The 16287-nt window shown below is 54.6% G+C and carries 14 protein-coding genes; 3 read left to right on the forward strand and 11 right to left on the reverse strand.

Going from position 1 to position 16287, the window contains the following annotated elements; translation table 11 throughout:
- Nucleotides 1–370 precede the first annotated feature (370 nt).
- Nucleotides 371–919, reverse strand: a complete 549-nt coding sequence (locus QZQ97_RS22335; RefSeq protein ID WP_311995210.1) for a tyrosine-type DNA invertase — start codon at nt 917–919, stop codon at nt 371–373.
- A 240-nt stretch (nt 920–1159) separates the two neighbouring features.
- Here QZQ97_RS22335 and QZQ97_RS22340 point away from each other — a divergent pair, with 240 nt between their 5' ends.
- Nucleotides 1160–1522, forward strand: coding sequence for a hypothetical protein (locus tag QZQ97_RS22340; protein ID WP_311995211.1), 363 nt, complete (start codon nt 1160–1162; stop codon nt 1520–1522).
- 55 nt (nt 1523–1577) lie between these two features.
- Here the strand turns inward: QZQ97_RS22340 and QZQ97_RS22345 are convergent, their stop codons facing one another.
- From QZQ97_RS22345 to QZQ97_RS22385, 9 genes are all read right to left on the reverse strand, one after another.
- Nucleotides 1578–1820, reverse strand: coding sequence for an acyl carrier protein (locus tag QZQ97_RS22345; RefSeq protein WP_311995212.1), 243 nt, complete (start codon nt 1818–1820; stop codon nt 1578–1580).
- A 2-nt stretch (nt 1821–1822) separates the two neighbouring features.
- Nucleotides 1823–3097 carry a beta-ketoacyl-[acyl-carrier-protein] synthase family protein gene (locus tag QZQ97_RS22350; RefSeq protein WP_311995213.1) on the reverse strand — a complete coding sequence of 425 codons (1275 nt, stop codon included), beginning with the start codon at nt 3095–3097 and terminating at the stop codon, nt 1823–1825.
- Nucleotides 3090–4484 (reverse strand): efflux transporter outer membrane subunit, encoded by a 1395-nt coding sequence (locus tag QZQ97_RS22355; RefSeq protein ID WP_311995214.1) that lies wholly within the window; start codon nt 4482–4484, stop codon nt 3090–3092. The genes QZQ97_RS22350 and QZQ97_RS22355 overlap by 8 nt, the downstream gene beginning before the upstream one ends.
- Nucleotides 4481–6436 (reverse strand): ABC transporter permease, encoded by a 1956-nt coding sequence (locus tag QZQ97_RS22360; RefSeq protein WP_311995215.1) that lies wholly within the window; start codon nt 6434–6436, stop codon nt 4481–4483. The genes QZQ97_RS22355 and QZQ97_RS22360 overlap by 4 nt, the downstream gene beginning before the upstream one ends.
- On the reverse strand, nt 6426–7607 hold the full coding sequence (locus QZQ97_RS22365) for an efflux RND transporter periplasmic adaptor subunit (RefSeq protein WP_311995216.1): 1182 nt from the start codon (nt 7605–7607) through the stop codon (nt 6426–6428). The genes QZQ97_RS22360 and QZQ97_RS22365 overlap by 11 nt, the downstream gene beginning before the upstream one ends.
- Complete coding sequence (locus QZQ97_RS22370) at nt 7591–9717, reverse strand: peptidase domain-containing ABC transporter (RefSeq protein WP_311995217.1); 2127 nt, start codon at nt 9715–9717, stop codon at nt 7591–7593. Before QZQ97_RS22370 ends, QZQ97_RS22365 begins: the two co-directional genes overlap by 17 nt.
- Before the next feature lie 20 nt (nt 9718–9737).
- A complete protein-coding gene (locus QZQ97_RS22375; RefSeq protein WP_311995218.1) occupies nt 9738–10688 on the reverse strand; it encodes an ABC transporter in 951 nt (316 codons plus the stop codon).
- Nucleotides 10688–11353, reverse strand: a complete 666-nt coding sequence (locus QZQ97_RS22380; protein ID WP_311995219.1) for a DsbA family protein — start codon at nt 11351–11353, stop codon at nt 10688–10690. Before QZQ97_RS22380 ends, QZQ97_RS22375 begins: the two co-directional genes overlap by 1 nt.
- A gap of 184 nt (nt 11354–11537) precedes the next feature.
- A complete protein-coding gene (locus QZQ97_RS22385) occupies nt 11538–11741 on the reverse strand; it encodes a DUF4762 family protein (RefSeq protein ID WP_311995220.1) in 204 nt (67 codons plus the stop codon).
- Nucleotides 11742–12168: 427 nt separating this feature from the next.
- On the opposite strand from QZQ97_RS22385, the gene QZQ97_RS22390 reads away from it, so the two are divergent.
- Together QZQ97_RS22390 and lldD are read left to right on the forward strand one after the other, a co-directional pair.
- Complete coding sequence (locus QZQ97_RS22390) at nt 12169–13089, forward strand: LysR family transcriptional regulator (RefSeq protein ID WP_311995221.1); 921 nt, start codon at nt 12169–12171, stop codon at nt 13087–13089.
- A 334-nt stretch (nt 13090–13423) separates the two neighbouring features.
- Nucleotides 13424–14563, forward strand: coding sequence for an FMN-dependent L-lactate dehydrogenase LldD (lldD, locus tag QZQ97_RS22395; RefSeq protein WP_311995222.1), 1140 nt, complete (start codon nt 13424–13426; stop codon nt 14561–14563).
- Between the two features lie 66 nt (nt 14564–14629).
- Here the strand turns inward: lldD and QZQ97_RS22400 are convergent, their stop codons facing one another.
- Nucleotides 14630–16174, reverse strand: a complete 1545-nt coding sequence (locus QZQ97_RS22400; RefSeq protein WP_311995223.1) for a BCCT family transporter — start codon at nt 16172–16174, stop codon at nt 14630–14632.
- Between the last annotated feature and the right edge of the window lie 113 nt (nt 16175–16287).

A 16287-nucleotide genomic window follows, 5' to 3' on the forward strand; every position in this document is an offset into this window, starting at 1 on the left:
TGACAGTCGCGAGCTTATTCATCCAAACGATTCATTTTGAACTAAAGTGACTCCTTTGGTTTTTTAAACTAAAATTTTGTTTATTTTTAGATTTTAATTCTTACCCTAATCAATATTCAGAGTAATTAAAGTTTAAAAAATATTTTTTCGACAAGGGGGTCTGTGCGGCTTAAAAAGGAATGGGATAATACTTGGAGACTTAGAGTTAGTGATATAGGGAAAAAAATCATTTATCACATTGATTTTAAATCAAAATTTAAATTCATTAAGAAAGTACTGATACGCGTATTGACTTTGGATTTACTCATCCTTACAGTATGTTTCAGTTTAGTTCAAAGTGACTCCTTAGTCATATAAACCTAAGCGTTCCTTACCAAATCTCCTTAAACCTCTGAGCGTTACTGGCCGTATAGATAACGGTGTTCTGAATGTTTTTATGCCCCAGATAATCCTGAATTAATCGGGTATCGATTCCCCTGTCCGCCAGTGCAAAACCACACCCGTGACGCAGCATATGCGGATGGGCATTTACCTCCAACCTGGCTGCCTTGCTGTAATTGCGAATCAGCCAATAAATACGTTGTCGTGACAGACGACCACCTCGATTGGAAAGAAATAACCATTCCCCCTCAGCCCCACGGTGTTCTTTACGCTTTTCCAGCCAACGCCGCAGGCATTGCCTTTCACGCAGATATAATGGATGAACGGTGGAAAAACCGTTTTTCAAGCGGTGAACATAAATATTCCCCCCCTCCAGGTCGATATCCGACAAACGCCAGCCACCAATTTCGCTCGCGCGACAGCCATGAATAAAACACATATAAATCAAACAATAATCGCGTTCTGGATTCTTCCCTTGCAGCGTAGCTTCAAGCATTCTTTCCACTTCGGAAGGCGTCAGATGTTTACGATTGGACATGCTACCTCTATAACTTGATCAGAAAAATGTGGCTGTCATTTTCCTTTTACATCACCACAATGGACACCCGGAGCGCACTCCGGTTTACGGATAGGTTCCTGCATCCTGCGCGGAGTATAGCGGATTTGATTGTTGTGAACAGCCCTGAGCAAGACTGACTGACGAAGCATTCTCAGAATGAAACCGAGACGATAACCAAAAGTAAAAATAGCGAAACACTAACTTTTCCCACGTATAAAAATGACTGACAAATATAAAAAAACATCAAAAACTATATTTAATAAAACAGGGAGTAGTTATTTAAACAACAAAGTAAATAGCACCAAGAAACACAAATATTATCAAAAATTAACCACCGAAATTATTAAATCGAGGCTTTCACTCATCTTGGTTTATTATATTAATTTCAATGAAGCAGTAAAGAACGGCATTGGGATGAGTCGTCGCATAGGGCATTCAGTCAGGCCCTGCGATAATGCGCAAGAGCCAGATATCAATATCCCCGTCATACTTGAAGCTGCATCTGTGTTGGCTCGGTTATTCGGCCCATCCTTGAGCCTCACCCTGTGGGCCAGCGCAAGCGCTGTTCAAATCGGTTCCTGACCGATTTATTACGGCCTTGCTGCCTTGATGCAACGCCAATTATTTTGGCTATAGCCTATTGCATGGACATATAACGACACAGTTCCCCTAATGTCATATCCGGCTGATCGAGAAACATTTCTGCACTTAGCGAAATACCGAACTCTCGCCTCGCCAAAAGCATCAGTTCCACATAATCCAAACTGTCCAGGCCCAACTGCTGGAGCGGTACATCCGCTGACAGAGAGGTTAGCCTCAACTCCCTGGCCTCATAGAGCATCGCGCAAATCCTTTCATACAGGATTTGATACTTTTCCATCATCACTCCTTGTCCTCAATATCGTGCTTGCCGAATACCAGTACCGCATTCGCCCCGCCAAAGCCAAAGCTGAGGTTCATGACATTCCTCAAACGCCCGTGGCGATGTCCTTCACGGATATAGTCTAGATCGCAGGCCGGATCGGCCTCATTCAAATGGCAGGTAGCCGGCATTATCTGTTGCTGCAGTGCCAGCAGGCAGATAATGGATTCAAAGCTGCCGGAGGCGGCAATCAGATGGCCGGTATAAGATTTGGTGCTCGAAAGCGGGGTATGGTAGGCATCCTGCCCCAAAGCCAGTTTAATCGCTTCCGTTTCGTTCAGATCATTGAGCAGCGTTGAGGTGCCATGCGCGTTGATATAATCGACCTCGTGATGGCGCAGGCCCGCCTGATCCAGTGCCTGGCATATGCTTTTCACCCTAGCCTGTTTATCTTCCGCCGGTACGGTAAGATCAAAGGCATCCGAGCAATTACCGTAGCCTTTGATTTCTCCCAATATCGCCGCACCGCGCGCCAGAGCGGCATCACGCTCTTCCAGGCACAGTACCGCCGCCCCCTCCGCCAGTACAAAACCATTGCGATCACGGCTGAATGGACAGCTGGCTTTGGTGATGTCATGTTGTTCCTGAGCCAACACGCGCAACACATCGATATTCCAGAGGGTGCCATTACCGCTCAGCGATTCCGCTGCGCCGGCCAACATCACTGAGGCCCGGCCGCTGCGGATAACCTCAAACGCGTCGCCAATAGCGATACTGCCGGTAGCGCAGGCCGCTGCAGGTGAATTCTGGTATCCCCTCAAAAGCCAGCGCTGGCTGCAGATCGCCGTCGCAATGTTGGGCATCGAGTGGAAGGCACCGAACAGTTGCCCCAATCCGGAACGCAAATAATCCGCATTATTAAGTAACATTTCGTCCTGCCCGCCCCATCCGCTGCCGATAATAACGCCGCAGTCCAGCGAAGGGTAAAAATGAGCAGGCCCAACCGAGGACGAGGAAAACGCCATTTCGACTGCCTCCGTAGCTGCCGCCAACGCCAACCGGGCAAAACGCGGCAAGCGCCGGCGAGTGGATTGCGAGATCCCATCCAGAGGCGGCTCCTGGTCCATCAATGCAAAAAAACGCGAGCGTATTCCCGCAGCCGATTTATCGTGATAACGATATGCCAGACGATATTCCATGATGGCCTGCCAATTTTGCTGCACATTCATGCCCAAGGCAGTCACTGCACCGTAGCCGGTGACCACCACCCGTTTCGGGTATATTTCCTTATCCATGCTTCTCCCCTTTTTCTTTATCATCGCCGGATGCAACGCCGCCCAGCGCCAGCCAAAGCTGCATGGTGGCGTTCAGATAACGGTACTGCAGCTCCGACAACGCATTTTCACCGGACAGCAGCGCGTCCTGAGCATCCAGCAGCGTCTGCAGCGATACGGCACCAGACCGATACTGATGCTGCGCTAAAAGCACCCCTTGCCGGCTCATCTCCAGCAGCTCTCGCTGATTGCCGATTTGCCGCTGCGCATCCAGACGCTGCTCCATGGCGTTATCCACATCGGCCAGGGCGCGATAGGCGGCATCCCGAAACTGGATCTCCGCCTGCTGTGCCTGCAGCAACGCTTTTTCATTGGTCAGCCGCATCTTGCGCCACTCGATAAACGGCAGCGTCAACGCGCCGCCCACCGTCCTCGTCGGGTCGCTGAACCACTGCCTGAATACCTGGCTGCCGGCATCGAGAGCGGCAGACAGACTCAGTGCCGGATAGAAACTCAGTCTGGCCAGTTCAGCTCCCGCCAACGCGGCCCGCAATCGACGCTCTGCCGCCTGCACGTCAGGCCGCTGCGCAATCACCGCCACCGGCTGACGTTGAACAATCGCCACGCTTTCGATTGCCAGCGACTGACGCTCCCAGCGCCGCATCAACGGCGATTGGCCAAACAGCAGCGCCAGCGAATTGCGCGCCTCCTCCCGTTGCCGGCGTAGATCGATCAGTTGATTTCCCCGCTCCAACACCCTTTGCCCGGCCTGCAACAGTTCAAACTGCCCGATATCGCCCGCGGCATGGCGCGCTTTCACCAGTTGCAAGGTGCCTTGGGCGATCGTTAACGCAGCCTGTTGATTGCTGTTTTGCCGGTTTAGATTGGCTATCTGCCAATACAAACGGGCGCTGGTGCCGATCAGCACCAGCGCCGTGTTTTGCCGATCCAGCTCAGAGGCATTGGCCAACCATTCAGCCTGTTCGCGGGCCCGCGCCAGCTTGCCCCATAAATCCAGTTCATAACTCAGGGACAACGTGCCCCGATAACTCTCCTGCCGCACGGTATTGCGTAACGTCTTGCTGTTACTGCCACTCAGACTCGCCGTAACGTCCGGAGTCAGGTTACCGCTCACCAGCCCGGCATCCAGCAGAGCCATGCGCAATTGCAGCCCGGCCAGCGCCAGATCCTGGTTGTTTGCCAACACGCTGCCGATCAGTGCCGATAACTGAGGATCGTTAAAATTATCCCACCATGTCGCCTCTCCACGCACCGCGCCGGCACCGTCGTCGTCAACACGCCATTGTTGTGGTAGCACAATCTGTTGTTGTGTTCCCGAACCCGGCGATCGCTGGCCACAACCACCGATCAACAACATAACCAGTGCCAAAATTAAAAATCTGTTCATTCGCGCGCCAGCGCCTCTACAGGCTGCAAGCGCGCTGCGGTACGCGCAGGGAAGAAGCCAAACCCAACGCCGATCAGCGCTGAAAAACCGCAGGCGAGCAGCAATGGCGGCCAGGTGAATACCATGACCATTTGGGGTGCCAGCCAGGCGAGCGCCAGGCCGACCAATGCAGAACAGGCAATGCCCAGCGCGCCACCCAGGCTGCAGATCACGACAGCTTCAACCAGAAACTGCCGCTGGATGTCCTTTTCTCTGGCACCGACCGCCAGTCTGATGCCTATTTCATGGGTTCGTTCGGTAACCGATACCAGCATAATGTTCATCACGCCTACGCCCCCCACCAGCAGTGAAATGCCGGCAATGGCGGTAATCAACCAGGTCATGGAGTCAGAAGCGCTCTGTATAGCCTTTGTCATCTGGTCGTCGGTAAGCGTGAAGAAATCCCGTCGGCCGTGTTCCAACATCAGACGTTGCGTCACGTCGCGCTGAGCATTTGTCAATGAACCCCCGTCACTCACCCGCAGCACGATCGACTCCAGCGGCATATCGCCCGCAATACGGCCTGTCAGGGAGGTGTAAGGCAGCCAGGCAAGCGGCTGGGCGCCGGCATAGTTGGCGCCCTTGCGCTCAGCCACGCCGATCACCCGATGGGGGATACCCGCTAGTTGAACAACCTCGCCTGCGGGATCCTGTTGGGAGGAAAACAGTGCCTGTCTGAGCTGCGTATCGATAACCACTACCGGCTCGCGCTCATCCAGATCCTGCGGGGTAAAGAAGCTGCCGGAAATCAGACGGATACCTTGCGTACGGAAATAATCGCTGCCTACGCCCATCACGGGAAGCTGCACCTGCTTCCCCTCCCGAACGGCCAACACCTGAGCGCTGGCAACGGGAGATACGCTGTCAACATAAGGCAATGTCGACAACAGAGTGACATCCCGCAGGCTCAGTGAACGCTCGAAATCCGGCCGGGGTTTATCCCATCCGAGGCCAGGCCGAATTTCCAGGGTACTGGTGCCAAGCTGGCTGATTTCATCAAGAATATTTCGCCGGGCCCCCTCGCCGATGGCGATCGAAGAAACTACCGCAGCGATACCGATGATAATACCCAGTATCGACAGTAGCGCCCGCACCCGATGCCCCAGCAAGGAGCGCCACGCCATGCGGATCGCCCCGCTCAATGCCGGCCCCAAATGCGCCCTGCCAGGCGGTGTAAGCAGACTCTGCGGCGATTTACCGGCCAAGACCGGCCACACGCCCTTTCGATGATCGCCGACGATCTCCCCGTCGCCAATCTCAATGATCCGTTGCGCCTGTTCGGCAATCTGACGATCGTGCGTCACCACGACAACGGTATGTCCGCCGGCGTGCAACTCATGCAGGATACTCATCAACTCCTGGCCGCTGGCGCTGTCCAAAGCGCCGGTGGGCTCATCCGCCAGGATGATCTCCGCGCCGTTCATCAGTGCGCGGGCAATGCTCACCCGCTGCTGCTGCCCGCCGGAAAGCTGGGTCGGACGATGTTCAGTTCGCGCAGACAGCCCCAAACGGGCCAGCAGATGCCTGGCCCGCCGCCGACGCTCAGCAGCCGGCATGGCGGTATACAGCGCAGGGATCGCCACGTTTTCGCTGGCCGTCAGATAGGGGACCAAATGGTAACGCTGGAAAATAAAGCCGACATGGCGGCTGCGTAACTGCGCCAACCGATCGCCGTCGGCCTGCTGAATCGCCACATCGTTGATACGCACCGAACCCTGCGTGGGCTTGTCCAGGCAGCCGATAATGTTCATCAGCGTCGATTTGCCGGAACCTGAGGCGCCGACGATCGCCACCATTTCGCCGCGATCGATGCGCAGCGAAACCTGATTCAATACCCTTATCCTTTGCTCGCCGGCAATAAAATCACGGGAAACATTCTCCAGAACAATGACTGCGGCTGCGTTAGCGCTCATGGCTCTCCCCCGCATCTGCCTGCGGTGCCAGCAGCACCCACTCCCCTTCGCTGAGGCCCTGCACAACTTCAGCGTAGCGGCGATCGTGAATACCGATGTGCACCCGGCGCGCCAGAACCTGTTTCCCCTGCCGTACCATCACCAAATACCGATCGGTTCCCTGCGGTTCGCCAAGCGCCGCCATCGGCACACGCACAACGCCCGATGCACGGTCGGTAATGATAAACACCTGCGCAGTCATGGCCGTACGTAACCGACGCTCAGCGTTGGCGATGGCGAAAACGCCGTTGTAATACACTGCCGACGCCTGTTGGCTCAGGTTTCTGCCCATAGGATCCGCCTCCAGCGCTTCGGCCGGCGCCTGTTGTATAACACCCATGGCGCTGTCAAAGCGTCTTTTGGGATCGGCCGCAACGTAGAACCACAGCGGCTGCCCGGTACGTACCTTAAGGATGTCGGTTTCCGATATCCGCGTATGCACCATCATGGTATCTACGTTGGCCAGTACCAAAATGGTCGGTGCACTCTGCGAGGACACGATGGTTTGCCCTTCCTGGGTAACGATGCCCAGCACTTCTCCGTCAATCGGTGCCACGATGCGCGTGAAGGCCAGGTTGGCCTTGGCGGTTTCCAGCGCCATTTCCGCCTGAATGATTTGCGCCTCATTCACCTTGAGTTGAGCCAATTGAGCATCCCGCTGCGCTCTGGCCTTTTCCAAATCGCTGGGCACCCCGGCGCGATCGCGCTGCAGCGCGGTCTGGCGTGTCAGTTCCAGCCGATACTGCGTCAGTTGCGCCTCGCTCGCCAGTTTCTGCGCCTGCGCGCTTTGCAGCTCAGCTTGCGATTTACGCAGTTCGTTATGCTGCAAGGTCGGATCTATTTCAGCCAGCAGTTGCCCCTGAACAACGCGATCGCCTTGTTTTACATACAGTTTTCTCAACTGCCCGTTAACCTGTGCACCAACGTTGACTTGCTGAGCCGGTTTCAGAATGCCGGTGGCCAGTACGCTTTTCTCTATGTCACCGCGATCGATACGTGCCACAGCCGGCAATTCGACCGCGGCCGGCCGGCTGAACAACGCCAAACTTCCGGCAATCAGCACCAGAATGGCAATCGCAAGAACCAGGCGTACAACCGTTTTTTTCCCCGGCACCTTACTCAACCGCCGCATGATGTTTCAACGCCGCTTCAGCAAAAGTAACGTTTTCCAACCGACCATCCGCCATGTGTAAAACCCGATCAAACAAAGGGAGCAACCGCTGATTATGGGTCACGGTGATCAGTGTCTTGCAATGCTCCCGACAATGCGCCAGCAGGGCCGCCACCACCAGGCCAGCAGTATCTTCGTCCAGATTCGCCGTCGGTTCGTCCAGCACCAGTACCGGGTTATTGCTGTACATCGCCCGCGCCAGCAACAGACGCTGCCGCTGCCCCAGCGACAGACCGGCATGGCTCTCGCGTACCAACGCATTCACGCCTCCCGGCAGCTTCGCTATCGCCGCAGCCAAACCCAACCCGCGCAGCACCTGCTCTACTCGCGCCAACTGGCCCGGCACCGATGGCGCAAACAACGTAACGTTCTGCAGCACCGAGGCGTTGAATAAAATATCCTCCTGGCTCTGCAGGAAAAACAATCCCTGCGCCGCACTGCCCTCTATCGGCTGACCATCCAACTCCAGCCTACCCTGCTGCGGTGTCAGCAGGCAGGAGATGACTTTCAGCAAAGTGCTCTTGCCGGCACCGGAACCGCCGGTGATGGCGATACACTCTCCCCGCGTCAACGCCAACGACATATCGCGCAGCACCGGCTGGCCGGCATCGTAGGCGAAGGTCAGCGAGCTGTAGCGCAGCCGGGCGTTAAAATCCTTTGCCTGGCAGGTACTGCGCCCTGTGCCGGTGGGCGGCGCGGGGAACAGATCGCGCGCACGCTCATCGATCACATGCAGTTGGTTTTTGTGCAGGACGGAAAAAAAGATCTTGCTGGTATAAGAAGTGAAAATCTCACGGATAAAGCTGTAGGCAAAAAACGCCCCCAGGCTAAGTGCACCGTTTTTCAGCAGCGGCAGTGCCAACAGCATGAAAAACACCATCTCCAGGCTGCCGATCAGTTGGTAAATACTGCCTTTCACCTGTTCATAAACCTTTTGCTGCTGCAGACAGGTAAACAGTGAAAGGGCATGAGCGGCGAATCCTTCTTGCCGCTGGCCGGCAAGCCCGGCGGATTTGATGGTTGAAAACCCCTGGATGGTCTCCAGAATAAAGTCATTTTGTGCAGCGCCTTTCCCCTGTAACTGCTGGGTATAGTGACGATCGCGATAAATGGCCCAGATGCTGACCATGCCCATTAGCAACATACCGGCCACCGGCACCAGTGCCAGCATCGGGCTCAGATAACACATCACCGCCAGCGCGATCGCGCCGATAATCCAGTCGGTGCGCAGACTGTTATCCAATTCTATCTTTTGCCCGGCGGCCATTTGCCAACTGATAAAACGGCTAAAAATTTCACCTGGCGCACGTTTATTAAAGAAATTCAATGAATTATCAAGTAAACGGGAGAAGCCGGCCGCGCTGTTCAACAGCACGAAATTCTTGATGAAGCGCTCGATAACCATACGGGCCGCCAGCGCGAGAACGGTAGAAACCAGGAACGCCAACAGATAATAGAAATAGGGGAAGTCCGTTTCTCCCGCCGTGGAAAATACCTGATTAATCGCATTCCCAACCATCACCGGCATGATGAATAACGTCAGAGAGATAAAGAATGTCATTGCCGCCAGGCGATAAATGCCGGCAATAGCGGCAGTATCTTTCATGCTCAGGCTGGAAAATGCGTGCCAACGCCCACTCCGCTTGACGTTGGCAGTGGCAACCGACGCGCCATCGCGATCCAACACCAGCGCGTATCCGCTGATTTCCGCTTTCAAGGCATCGAACGGCAAAAGTTGCTGGCCCAGCGCCGGATTCATTACGCAAACATAGTCACCCTGCCGATAAGCCAGCAGCACATAATGACCGGCACCGTAATGCAGGATCGCCGGCAGAGGCAATGCCGCCAGATCCCGATGCTCAAACGCTACCGGATAGGTAGGCACGGCCAGCTCCGACAGAATTTCGCACAACGCCGCCAGCGAAGTACCGTGCTGAGAAGCCGGATAACGATCCCGCAACTCCGTCAGTGGCGCGCTGATCCCTTGGGTTTCCGCCAACATAGCGATGCAGGCCAGTCCGCACTCGTTGATTTCACTCTGAAAGACCGGCGTTGGAATAATATTTCCCATGTTTTTTCTACATCCCTGACTTATTCATTAATAAAAAACAATGAATGTGAATGCCATAACAACCAGTCGTCCGCGTGACGAACCATTGCGCGTTCAACTATCCCTGGCAAAGCGTGACTGACATTTTCCGCAGAGACCGGTTCATCGATATGAATGCGGACCCCGTGGTCGTAATAAAGCGAATAAAACACCACCTTAGCCCGTAACGCACGCGACAGACGGACAATGCCACTGTGCAAATGCGCCGGACGATTGAACAAACGGCACGCCTGTTTGGCCGACGGATCCTTATTGCTGTTCAGGGTGTAATCCGGCGTGATATCCGGGAACAGAATGATATTGCGCCCGTGATCCGCCGCCTCCAACATGGCCTGCGCCAGGTTGGCGGCAATCAGCCGCCGATCGTCATGAATCGAGCAATAGTCGAGGTGCTGTTGCCATTGATGCGCCGGTGCCTGCCGCACATATTCTTGCGCATTCCCCGACACAATCACCGTGGCCCGTCCCGGATAGACGCCAGCGCCGACCAGCGTGGCAAGCACGTCGGAAACCGTATGCATAGGTGCCAACAGTACCGGTTCGCCGGCCCGATGCAGTGGCTCCACTACCCGATTGAGCTGTGCGGAGCACCGAGCGAGCTGGCCCAAAAGTTGGGCGTTATGCGCATAAACCGCGGCCAGATCCAGTAACCGTCGTCGTTGCATCAGCCAGGTAAAATCCTGTGGGTTGCGGCTTCCCAGCAAGCTGTAGCGATTCGCTGCGGCCACTGCGCTCCGGTTGCGTAAACCGCGCGGCAATAGCCAACGGCAATGCAGCCGACGCCGAAAGCCTAACCAGAGACGGTAGTCGGTATGTCGCAGCAGGAAGCACGACAGTCTGTCGCCCAGCCCGGTAATGGCCAGGGTAAAGCGGGCCATACCGTCGAGAGCGTTTTTCCACGCCAGATACACCCAGACCGAAAACAGGCGCATCAGGGCTCCAGTGGCTTGTCGTGCTGCAACAGGGACAGCAGTTGCTTGTTAAAAGCCGGGAACTCACGATCCTGCACCGCCAGCCACTTCCTGTTAACAATAAAGCTGGGGGTAGCGTTAACCTGGTAATAGCGGCTTACCGAGGTCAGGTACGCCAACAGCGCCTTTACCTGTTCTGAATCATGGGCTTTATCATATTCGGCCTGATCGATGCCATTGGCCTTCAGCCAGCGGTTAAGGTGGTTTTTATCCGCCAGATTATTGTTTTCTTCGATGATTGCCTGATAGGCGGCGGAGCGGTGCTGCGCCTCAATCCCCATGACCGTCAGAGTGGCAAACAAAGGGGCAAATGCCGCCAGACCGGCTTGCTCCTCATTATTAATATGCAACTGTATCAGCCTGGCACCGGCGGGCAGCACTTTTCCCAACCCGGCAATATTCGCCTCATTCATCTCGCAATAATGGCAACCATAAGAAAAGATTTCGACAATGACATTGTCGTCCTTCAAGGGGCTACCGGCTACTTTTTCAGGCGAGATAAAGCTCAGAACTTTCCCTTCGGACTGAGGAATAACGTAATGATAAAAATATACCGAGGTACAAAAACAAGCCGCAACGATAATAAAAATCGTATAGCTGATAAATAATAATGGGCGTTTATACATGAGCGCATCCTGCGAACGGACCAACATTCTCACCTGTCAGGCGAACACGATTACCGGGGAGTTAATATCGGGAGGAACGACAAGGGTGTAGGGGCGGTGAAGTTCCATCGGATTCAAGACGGGGTGGCGACAGGCACCGCCCCGCTTGATAACTGTTAACCTAAAAGCGGGTGTTTAGCCCATATCAGTTAGGGGTCACAGTTAATGCACTGCAGCTGCCGACAGGTGCTGAACGGTAGGTTTTTTTCACATGACCGAATTTATCTGCACAGACTGTGACCAGATTACAGGCTTTGCTGCTGCCAGTGCCCACCCACTCAAAATTATTGGAACAAGCAAAAGTACCACCGACAATTTTTCCTGCTTCAGACAGATTGATCTTTTTCATTACAATATCCTTATATACATTAAAATTAAAATCACAGTACGCGCTCTGCATTAAAAACAGAGCAACTCTAAAAGCGGAAGTTATGACAGTAAATATTAATAACAATGAGAACGCCTAAAAATAATAGCCATCTTAAAAAAATAGATCAATACAATTATTTACATTAAGCCATGACGTTAGTTAGTCCAGTCAATCGAAAAGGTAAGATTATTCCATTAAATACTCAATTAAAATTAAGAATTAAAATATAACCCCAGTAAATACTCGCCTTATGCGAAAGGAAATATCTCAGTTGCATCGCTTCAAAAGTCAGAAAAAATCAGATCTGACCAGTTGCCACTTTGGTGCCAACGGATGAAAAGATTGCTTCCTGGCCAACTGGATTTACACTGAAGGGCTTAACCGGCCTTTGCAATACAGGACGCTGATGCTAGCCACACATGAATACGCCAATGACCTGCTGCTCTTTGCCCTGATTGTTGACTGCGGCTCATTCAGCAAAGCCGCCGAAACCGCCGGCGTGACCAGCTCAGTGGTCAGCAAACGCATCGGGCGTTTGGAAAAGTCCCTCGGTGCACGCTTGCTGTACCGCACCACCCGAAGTTTGACGCTCACGGAAAGTGGCCAGGCACTCTACCTGCAAGCCAAGGACATCAGCGCCAAAGTGCAGGATGCGCTATACGCCGTCAGTGAAAAAAGTGAAGAGCTCACCGGCACCATCCGCATGTCGGTGCCGACCATTTCGGGCGAACTGTTATTGAGCGAGAGCGTGGCGGAGTTCTGTGCGCGGCACCCAGGCTTGAAGGTGGAAATGCGGTTGGAAAACCGCTTTGTCGATTTGGTCGAGGAAGGCGTGGATCTGGCAATCCGTACCGGTACTCTGCCGAACTCCAGTCTGATAGCCCGGCCGATCCTCGATTCTCGCTGGGTGATCGTCTGCTCGCCAGGTTATCTTGAGCGACATTCGGAACCCGATACCGCCGCAGCGTTGCTCAATCATAATTGCCTGACCTATACCTATCAGGAAAGCGGTACCGATAACTGGCTACTGAAACAACCGGATAGCGGCGAGATCTATGAACTGCAGGTCAACGGCAACCTGTCCGCCAATAACGCCCGTGCGATCCGCAAAGCGGTCATCGGCGGCCATGGCATTGCCATGGTACCGCGCTGTATGGTGTACGAGGATTTGCAGGAGGGTAAGCTGACGGAAATTCTGGCCGGCCACTGCGGCAAGATATTGGGGGTTTACGCCGTCTACCCTTATACCCGCAATTTACCCTTGAAAACCCGACTGCTGATCGAACATATCATCGGCTCCTACCAAAATATCAGTCATTACTTTTGAACCCGATCACATTATTTTGACGGGCCACGACAGCGATTAAGTCATATTCGGAAATAATCCATGGCCTGTTTTCACCTAATGAGTTTTCTCCTGTTCCCTACCGGCGATAAAAACCATAATTAATTGATTTAAATAAATAAAAAATAAAAAACGCTTATAACAAGCAAATATTAAACAGCCATGTCGATAAAAACCATAAAAAAGCAGCGTGGTATAGCGTCGCCTATTATGCCTAGAATGCCCCACTCTGGTTATTCACCTTTTCGCTACATTTATAATCGGTATCGGCGCCCATTGCGCCTTGATCCCCGGCGACCATTATAGAGAGCAAAAAATGATTATTTCCGCGTCAACCGATTACCGGGCCGCAGCACAGGCCAAGCTCCCGCCTTTTCTGTTCCACTATATTGACGGCGGGGCCTACGCCGAACATACGTTGCGGCGTAATACCGCGGACCTGGCCGACATCGCCCTGCGCCAGCGCGTGCTGCGCAATATGTCGGATCTTAGCCTGGAAACCAGTCTGTTCGGCGAAAAGCTGGCGATGCCGGTAATACTGGGGCCCGTCGGGTTAACCGGTATGTATGCCCGTCGCGGTGAGGTACAGGCCGCCCGCGCTGCGGCGCAGAAAGGCATTCCTTTTACCCTTTCCACCGTCTCGGTTTGCCCGATCGAAGAAGTGGCACCGGCGATCGATCGGCCGATGTGGTTCCAGCTATATGTGTTGAAAGACCGGGGTTTTATGCGCAACGCGCTGGAGCGCGCCAAAGCGGCCGGCGTGAAAACGCTGGTGTTCACCGTCGACATGCCGGTGCCAGGCGCGCGCTACCGTGACGCCCATTCCGGCATGAGCGGCCCTAACGCCGCCCTGCGCCGTATGCTGCAGGCATTGACTCATCCGCAATGGGCCTGGGATGTCGGTCTGCGCGGCAAACCGCACGATCTGGGCAACGTATCGGCCTATCGCGGCCAGCCCACCAGCCTGGAGGATTACATCGGCTGGTTGGGGACGAACTTCGATCCCTCCATCTCCTGGAAGGATTTGGAATGGATCCGCGAATTCTGGGAGGGGCCGATGATCATCAAAGGCATTCTCGATCCTGAAGACGCCAAAGATGCGGTGCGCTTCGGAGCCGACGGCATTGTCGTTTCCAACCACGGCGGCCGCCAGTTGGACGGCGTGCTGTCGACCGCCCGCGCCCTGCCGGCGATCGCCGATGCGGTGAAAGGGGAGATCACCCTGCTGGCCGATTCCGGGATCCGCAGCGGTCTGGACGTCGTGCGTATGATCGCGCTGGGTGCCGACAGCGTGCTGCTGGGGCGTGCCTTCGTCTATGCGCTGGCCGCCGCCGGCGGTACCGGTGTCAGTAATCTTCTGACACTGATCGACAAGGAAATGCGCGTCGCCATGACGCTCACCGGCGCGAAAACCATCGCGGAGATCGGTGCCGGATCGCTGGTGGGCGGACGCTGACTCATCGTGGTTGTACTCCGCAAGATAAGTGATGCCGCCTATCTTGCGGATGAAGACACCGAATTATCATGTTGTCGCCGGCTTCATGGCGTAGCGATGCAAATCCTTATGCAGGCTGACCATATACAGCACGATCACCGCAGAGAATGGCAGGCCACACAGCACTACGGCGGTCTGCATCGCGCTGAAACTGCCGGCATACAACAGGCCGATGCACACCACGGTGGTCACCGCGGCCCAGAAAATACGCAGCCAGGCCGGGGCGTCATCCTGCGCCGAGCCGCCCTGACAGGACAGGTTGGCGATCATCAACGTGCCGGAATCGACCGGCGTCAGGAACAACACAAAGCTGATCACTACGGTGAAACCGGCGGTGAGTTGGGTATAGGGCAGGTATTCGAACAGCTTGAACACCGCCATCGGCGGATCGCTCACCGCCACCTGACCGAGGATCGCCTGCCCCCCTTCCAATACCAGGCTGATGGCGGTGTTGCCGAAGATCGACAGCCACGCCAGGGTGAAGCCCAGTGGGATCAGCAGTACGCCGAAGATCAGTTCACGAATGGTACGCCCTTTCGAGATGCGCGCGATAAACAGACCGACGAAGGGTGCCCAAGCCACCCACCAGGCCCAATAGAACAGCGTCCAGGCCCCCTGCCACTGGCGCGCCTTGCCATACAAATACATGTCAAAGCTTCTGCTGACTATAGAGGTCAGATAGTCCCCAACGTTCTGCAACAGGCCATTGACCAGATTCAGCGTCGGGCCAGCCAGAAACACGAACAACAGCAGCAGGCACAGGAAGCCGACGTTGATATTGGACAGCATCGCGATACCCTTCTCTACGCCGGTCACCGCCGCCAGCGTGGCCACCACCATCATCACCACGATCAAAGCCAACAGCACGCCGGTGCTTTGCGGAATATCGAACAGATAAAACAGCCCGGAGTTAACCAGCAAGGCGCCGATCCCCAGATTGGTCACCATCGAGATCACCGTGACCAAAATGCCGAAGCTGTCCACCAGATGGCCGATGCCGCCGTGAATGCGTTCGCCGAAGATCGGGTACAGAGCCGAGCGCAATGCCAGCGGCTGGCCGCGACAGTAGGCGAAATACGCCAGCGCGGTAGCGATCAGCGCATACAGCGCCCAGCCGTGCAGCCCCCAATGCAGGAAGGTAAGCGCCATCGCCTGACGCGCGGCCTGCACGCTGCCGCCGCTGCCTTCTGGTGGTGACAGGAAGTGATCCAACGGCTCGTAGGCACCGTAATAAACCAGCGCAATGCCGATACCCGACGAGAACAACATCGCCACCCAGGAGGGATAACTGAACTGCGGCGGTTCATCGTCCAGCCCAAGGCGGATATGGCCGAAGCGCGATAGCGCCAGCCAAAAAACAAACGCCATACAGACGACCATCAATAACATGTAGTACCAGCCGAACACGTCGGCTACCCAGCTTTGGGCCTGGTTAAGCCACTGCTTGCTGCCGGCCGGGAACAGCACGATCAAAACGCCCAGCAGCAGGATCACCGCCGCCGAGCTGAAAAATACCGGTGCATTTAATCTAATCGGTTGTTCACCGTGCGATGGGAGACTTTTCACTGTCATTGGCAGGGTTCCATGATGCAAAAGACAGACGATTTAAATGAAACATTTAGTTAACATTTCATCGCCATTTATTTGACATTTTTGCAGCATATAGAGTATTGATTGACCGTTCA

Source organism: Serratia sp. root2, from assembly GCF_031931805.1.
In the GTDB taxonomy this organism is placed as follows: Bacteria; Pseudomonadota; Gammaproteobacteria; order Enterobacterales; family Enterobacteriaceae; genus Serratia; species Serratia inhibens.

Coding starts and splice junctions, on each gene's coding strand:
- QZQ97_RS22370 (WP_311995217.1), bottom strand. CDS start 9,717: ATGGGAAATATTATTCCAACGCCGGTCTTTCAGAGTGAAATCAACGAG.
- QZQ97_RS22385 (WP_311995220.1), bottom strand. CDS start 11,741: ATGAAAAAGATCAATCTGTCTGAAGCAGGAAAAATTGTCGGTGGTACT.
- QZQ97_RS22350 (WP_311995213.1), bottom strand. CDS start 3,097: ATGGATAAGGAAATATACCCGAAACGGGTGGTGGTCACCGGCTACGGT.
- QZQ97_RS22365 (WP_311995216.1), bottom strand. CDS start 7,607: ATGCGGCGGTTGAGTAAGGTGCCGGGGAAAAAAACGGTTGTACGCCTG.
- QZQ97_RS22345 (WP_311995212.1), bottom strand. CDS start 1,820: ATGGAAAAGTATCAAATCCTGTATGAAAGGATTTGCGCGATGCTCTAT.
- QZQ97_RS22355 (WP_311995214.1), bottom strand. CDS start 4,484: ATGAACAGATTTTTAATTTTGGCACTGGTTATGTTGTTGATCGGTGGT.
- QZQ97_RS22390 (WP_311995221.1), top strand. CDS start 12,169: ATGCTAGCCACACATGAATACGCCAATGACCTGCTGCTCTTTGCCCTG.
- QZQ97_RS22375 (WP_311995218.1), bottom strand. CDS start 10,688: ATGCGCCTGTTTTCGGTCTGGGTGTATCTGGCGTGGAAAAACGCTCTC.
- lldD (WP_311995222.1), top strand. CDS start 13,424: ATGATTATTTCCGCGTCAACCGATTACCGGGCCGCAGCACAGGCCAAG.
- QZQ97_RS22400 (WP_311995223.1), bottom strand. CDS start 16,174: ATGACAGTGAAAAGTCTCCCATCGCACGGTGAACAACCGATTAGATTA.
- QZQ97_RS22360 (WP_311995215.1), bottom strand. CDS start 6,436: ATGAGCGCTAACGCAGCCGCAGTCATTGTTCTGGAGAATGTTTCCCGT.
- QZQ97_RS22380 (WP_311995219.1), bottom strand. CDS start 11,353: ATGTATAAACGCCCATTATTATTTATCAGCTATACGATTTTTATTATC.
- QZQ97_RS22335 (WP_311995210.1), bottom strand. CDS start 919: ATGTCCAATCGTAAACATCTGACGCCTTCCGAAGTGGAAAGAATGCTT.
- QZQ97_RS22340 (WP_311995211.1), top strand. CDS start 1,160: ATGACTGACAAATATAAAAAAACATCAAAAACTATATTTAATAAAACA.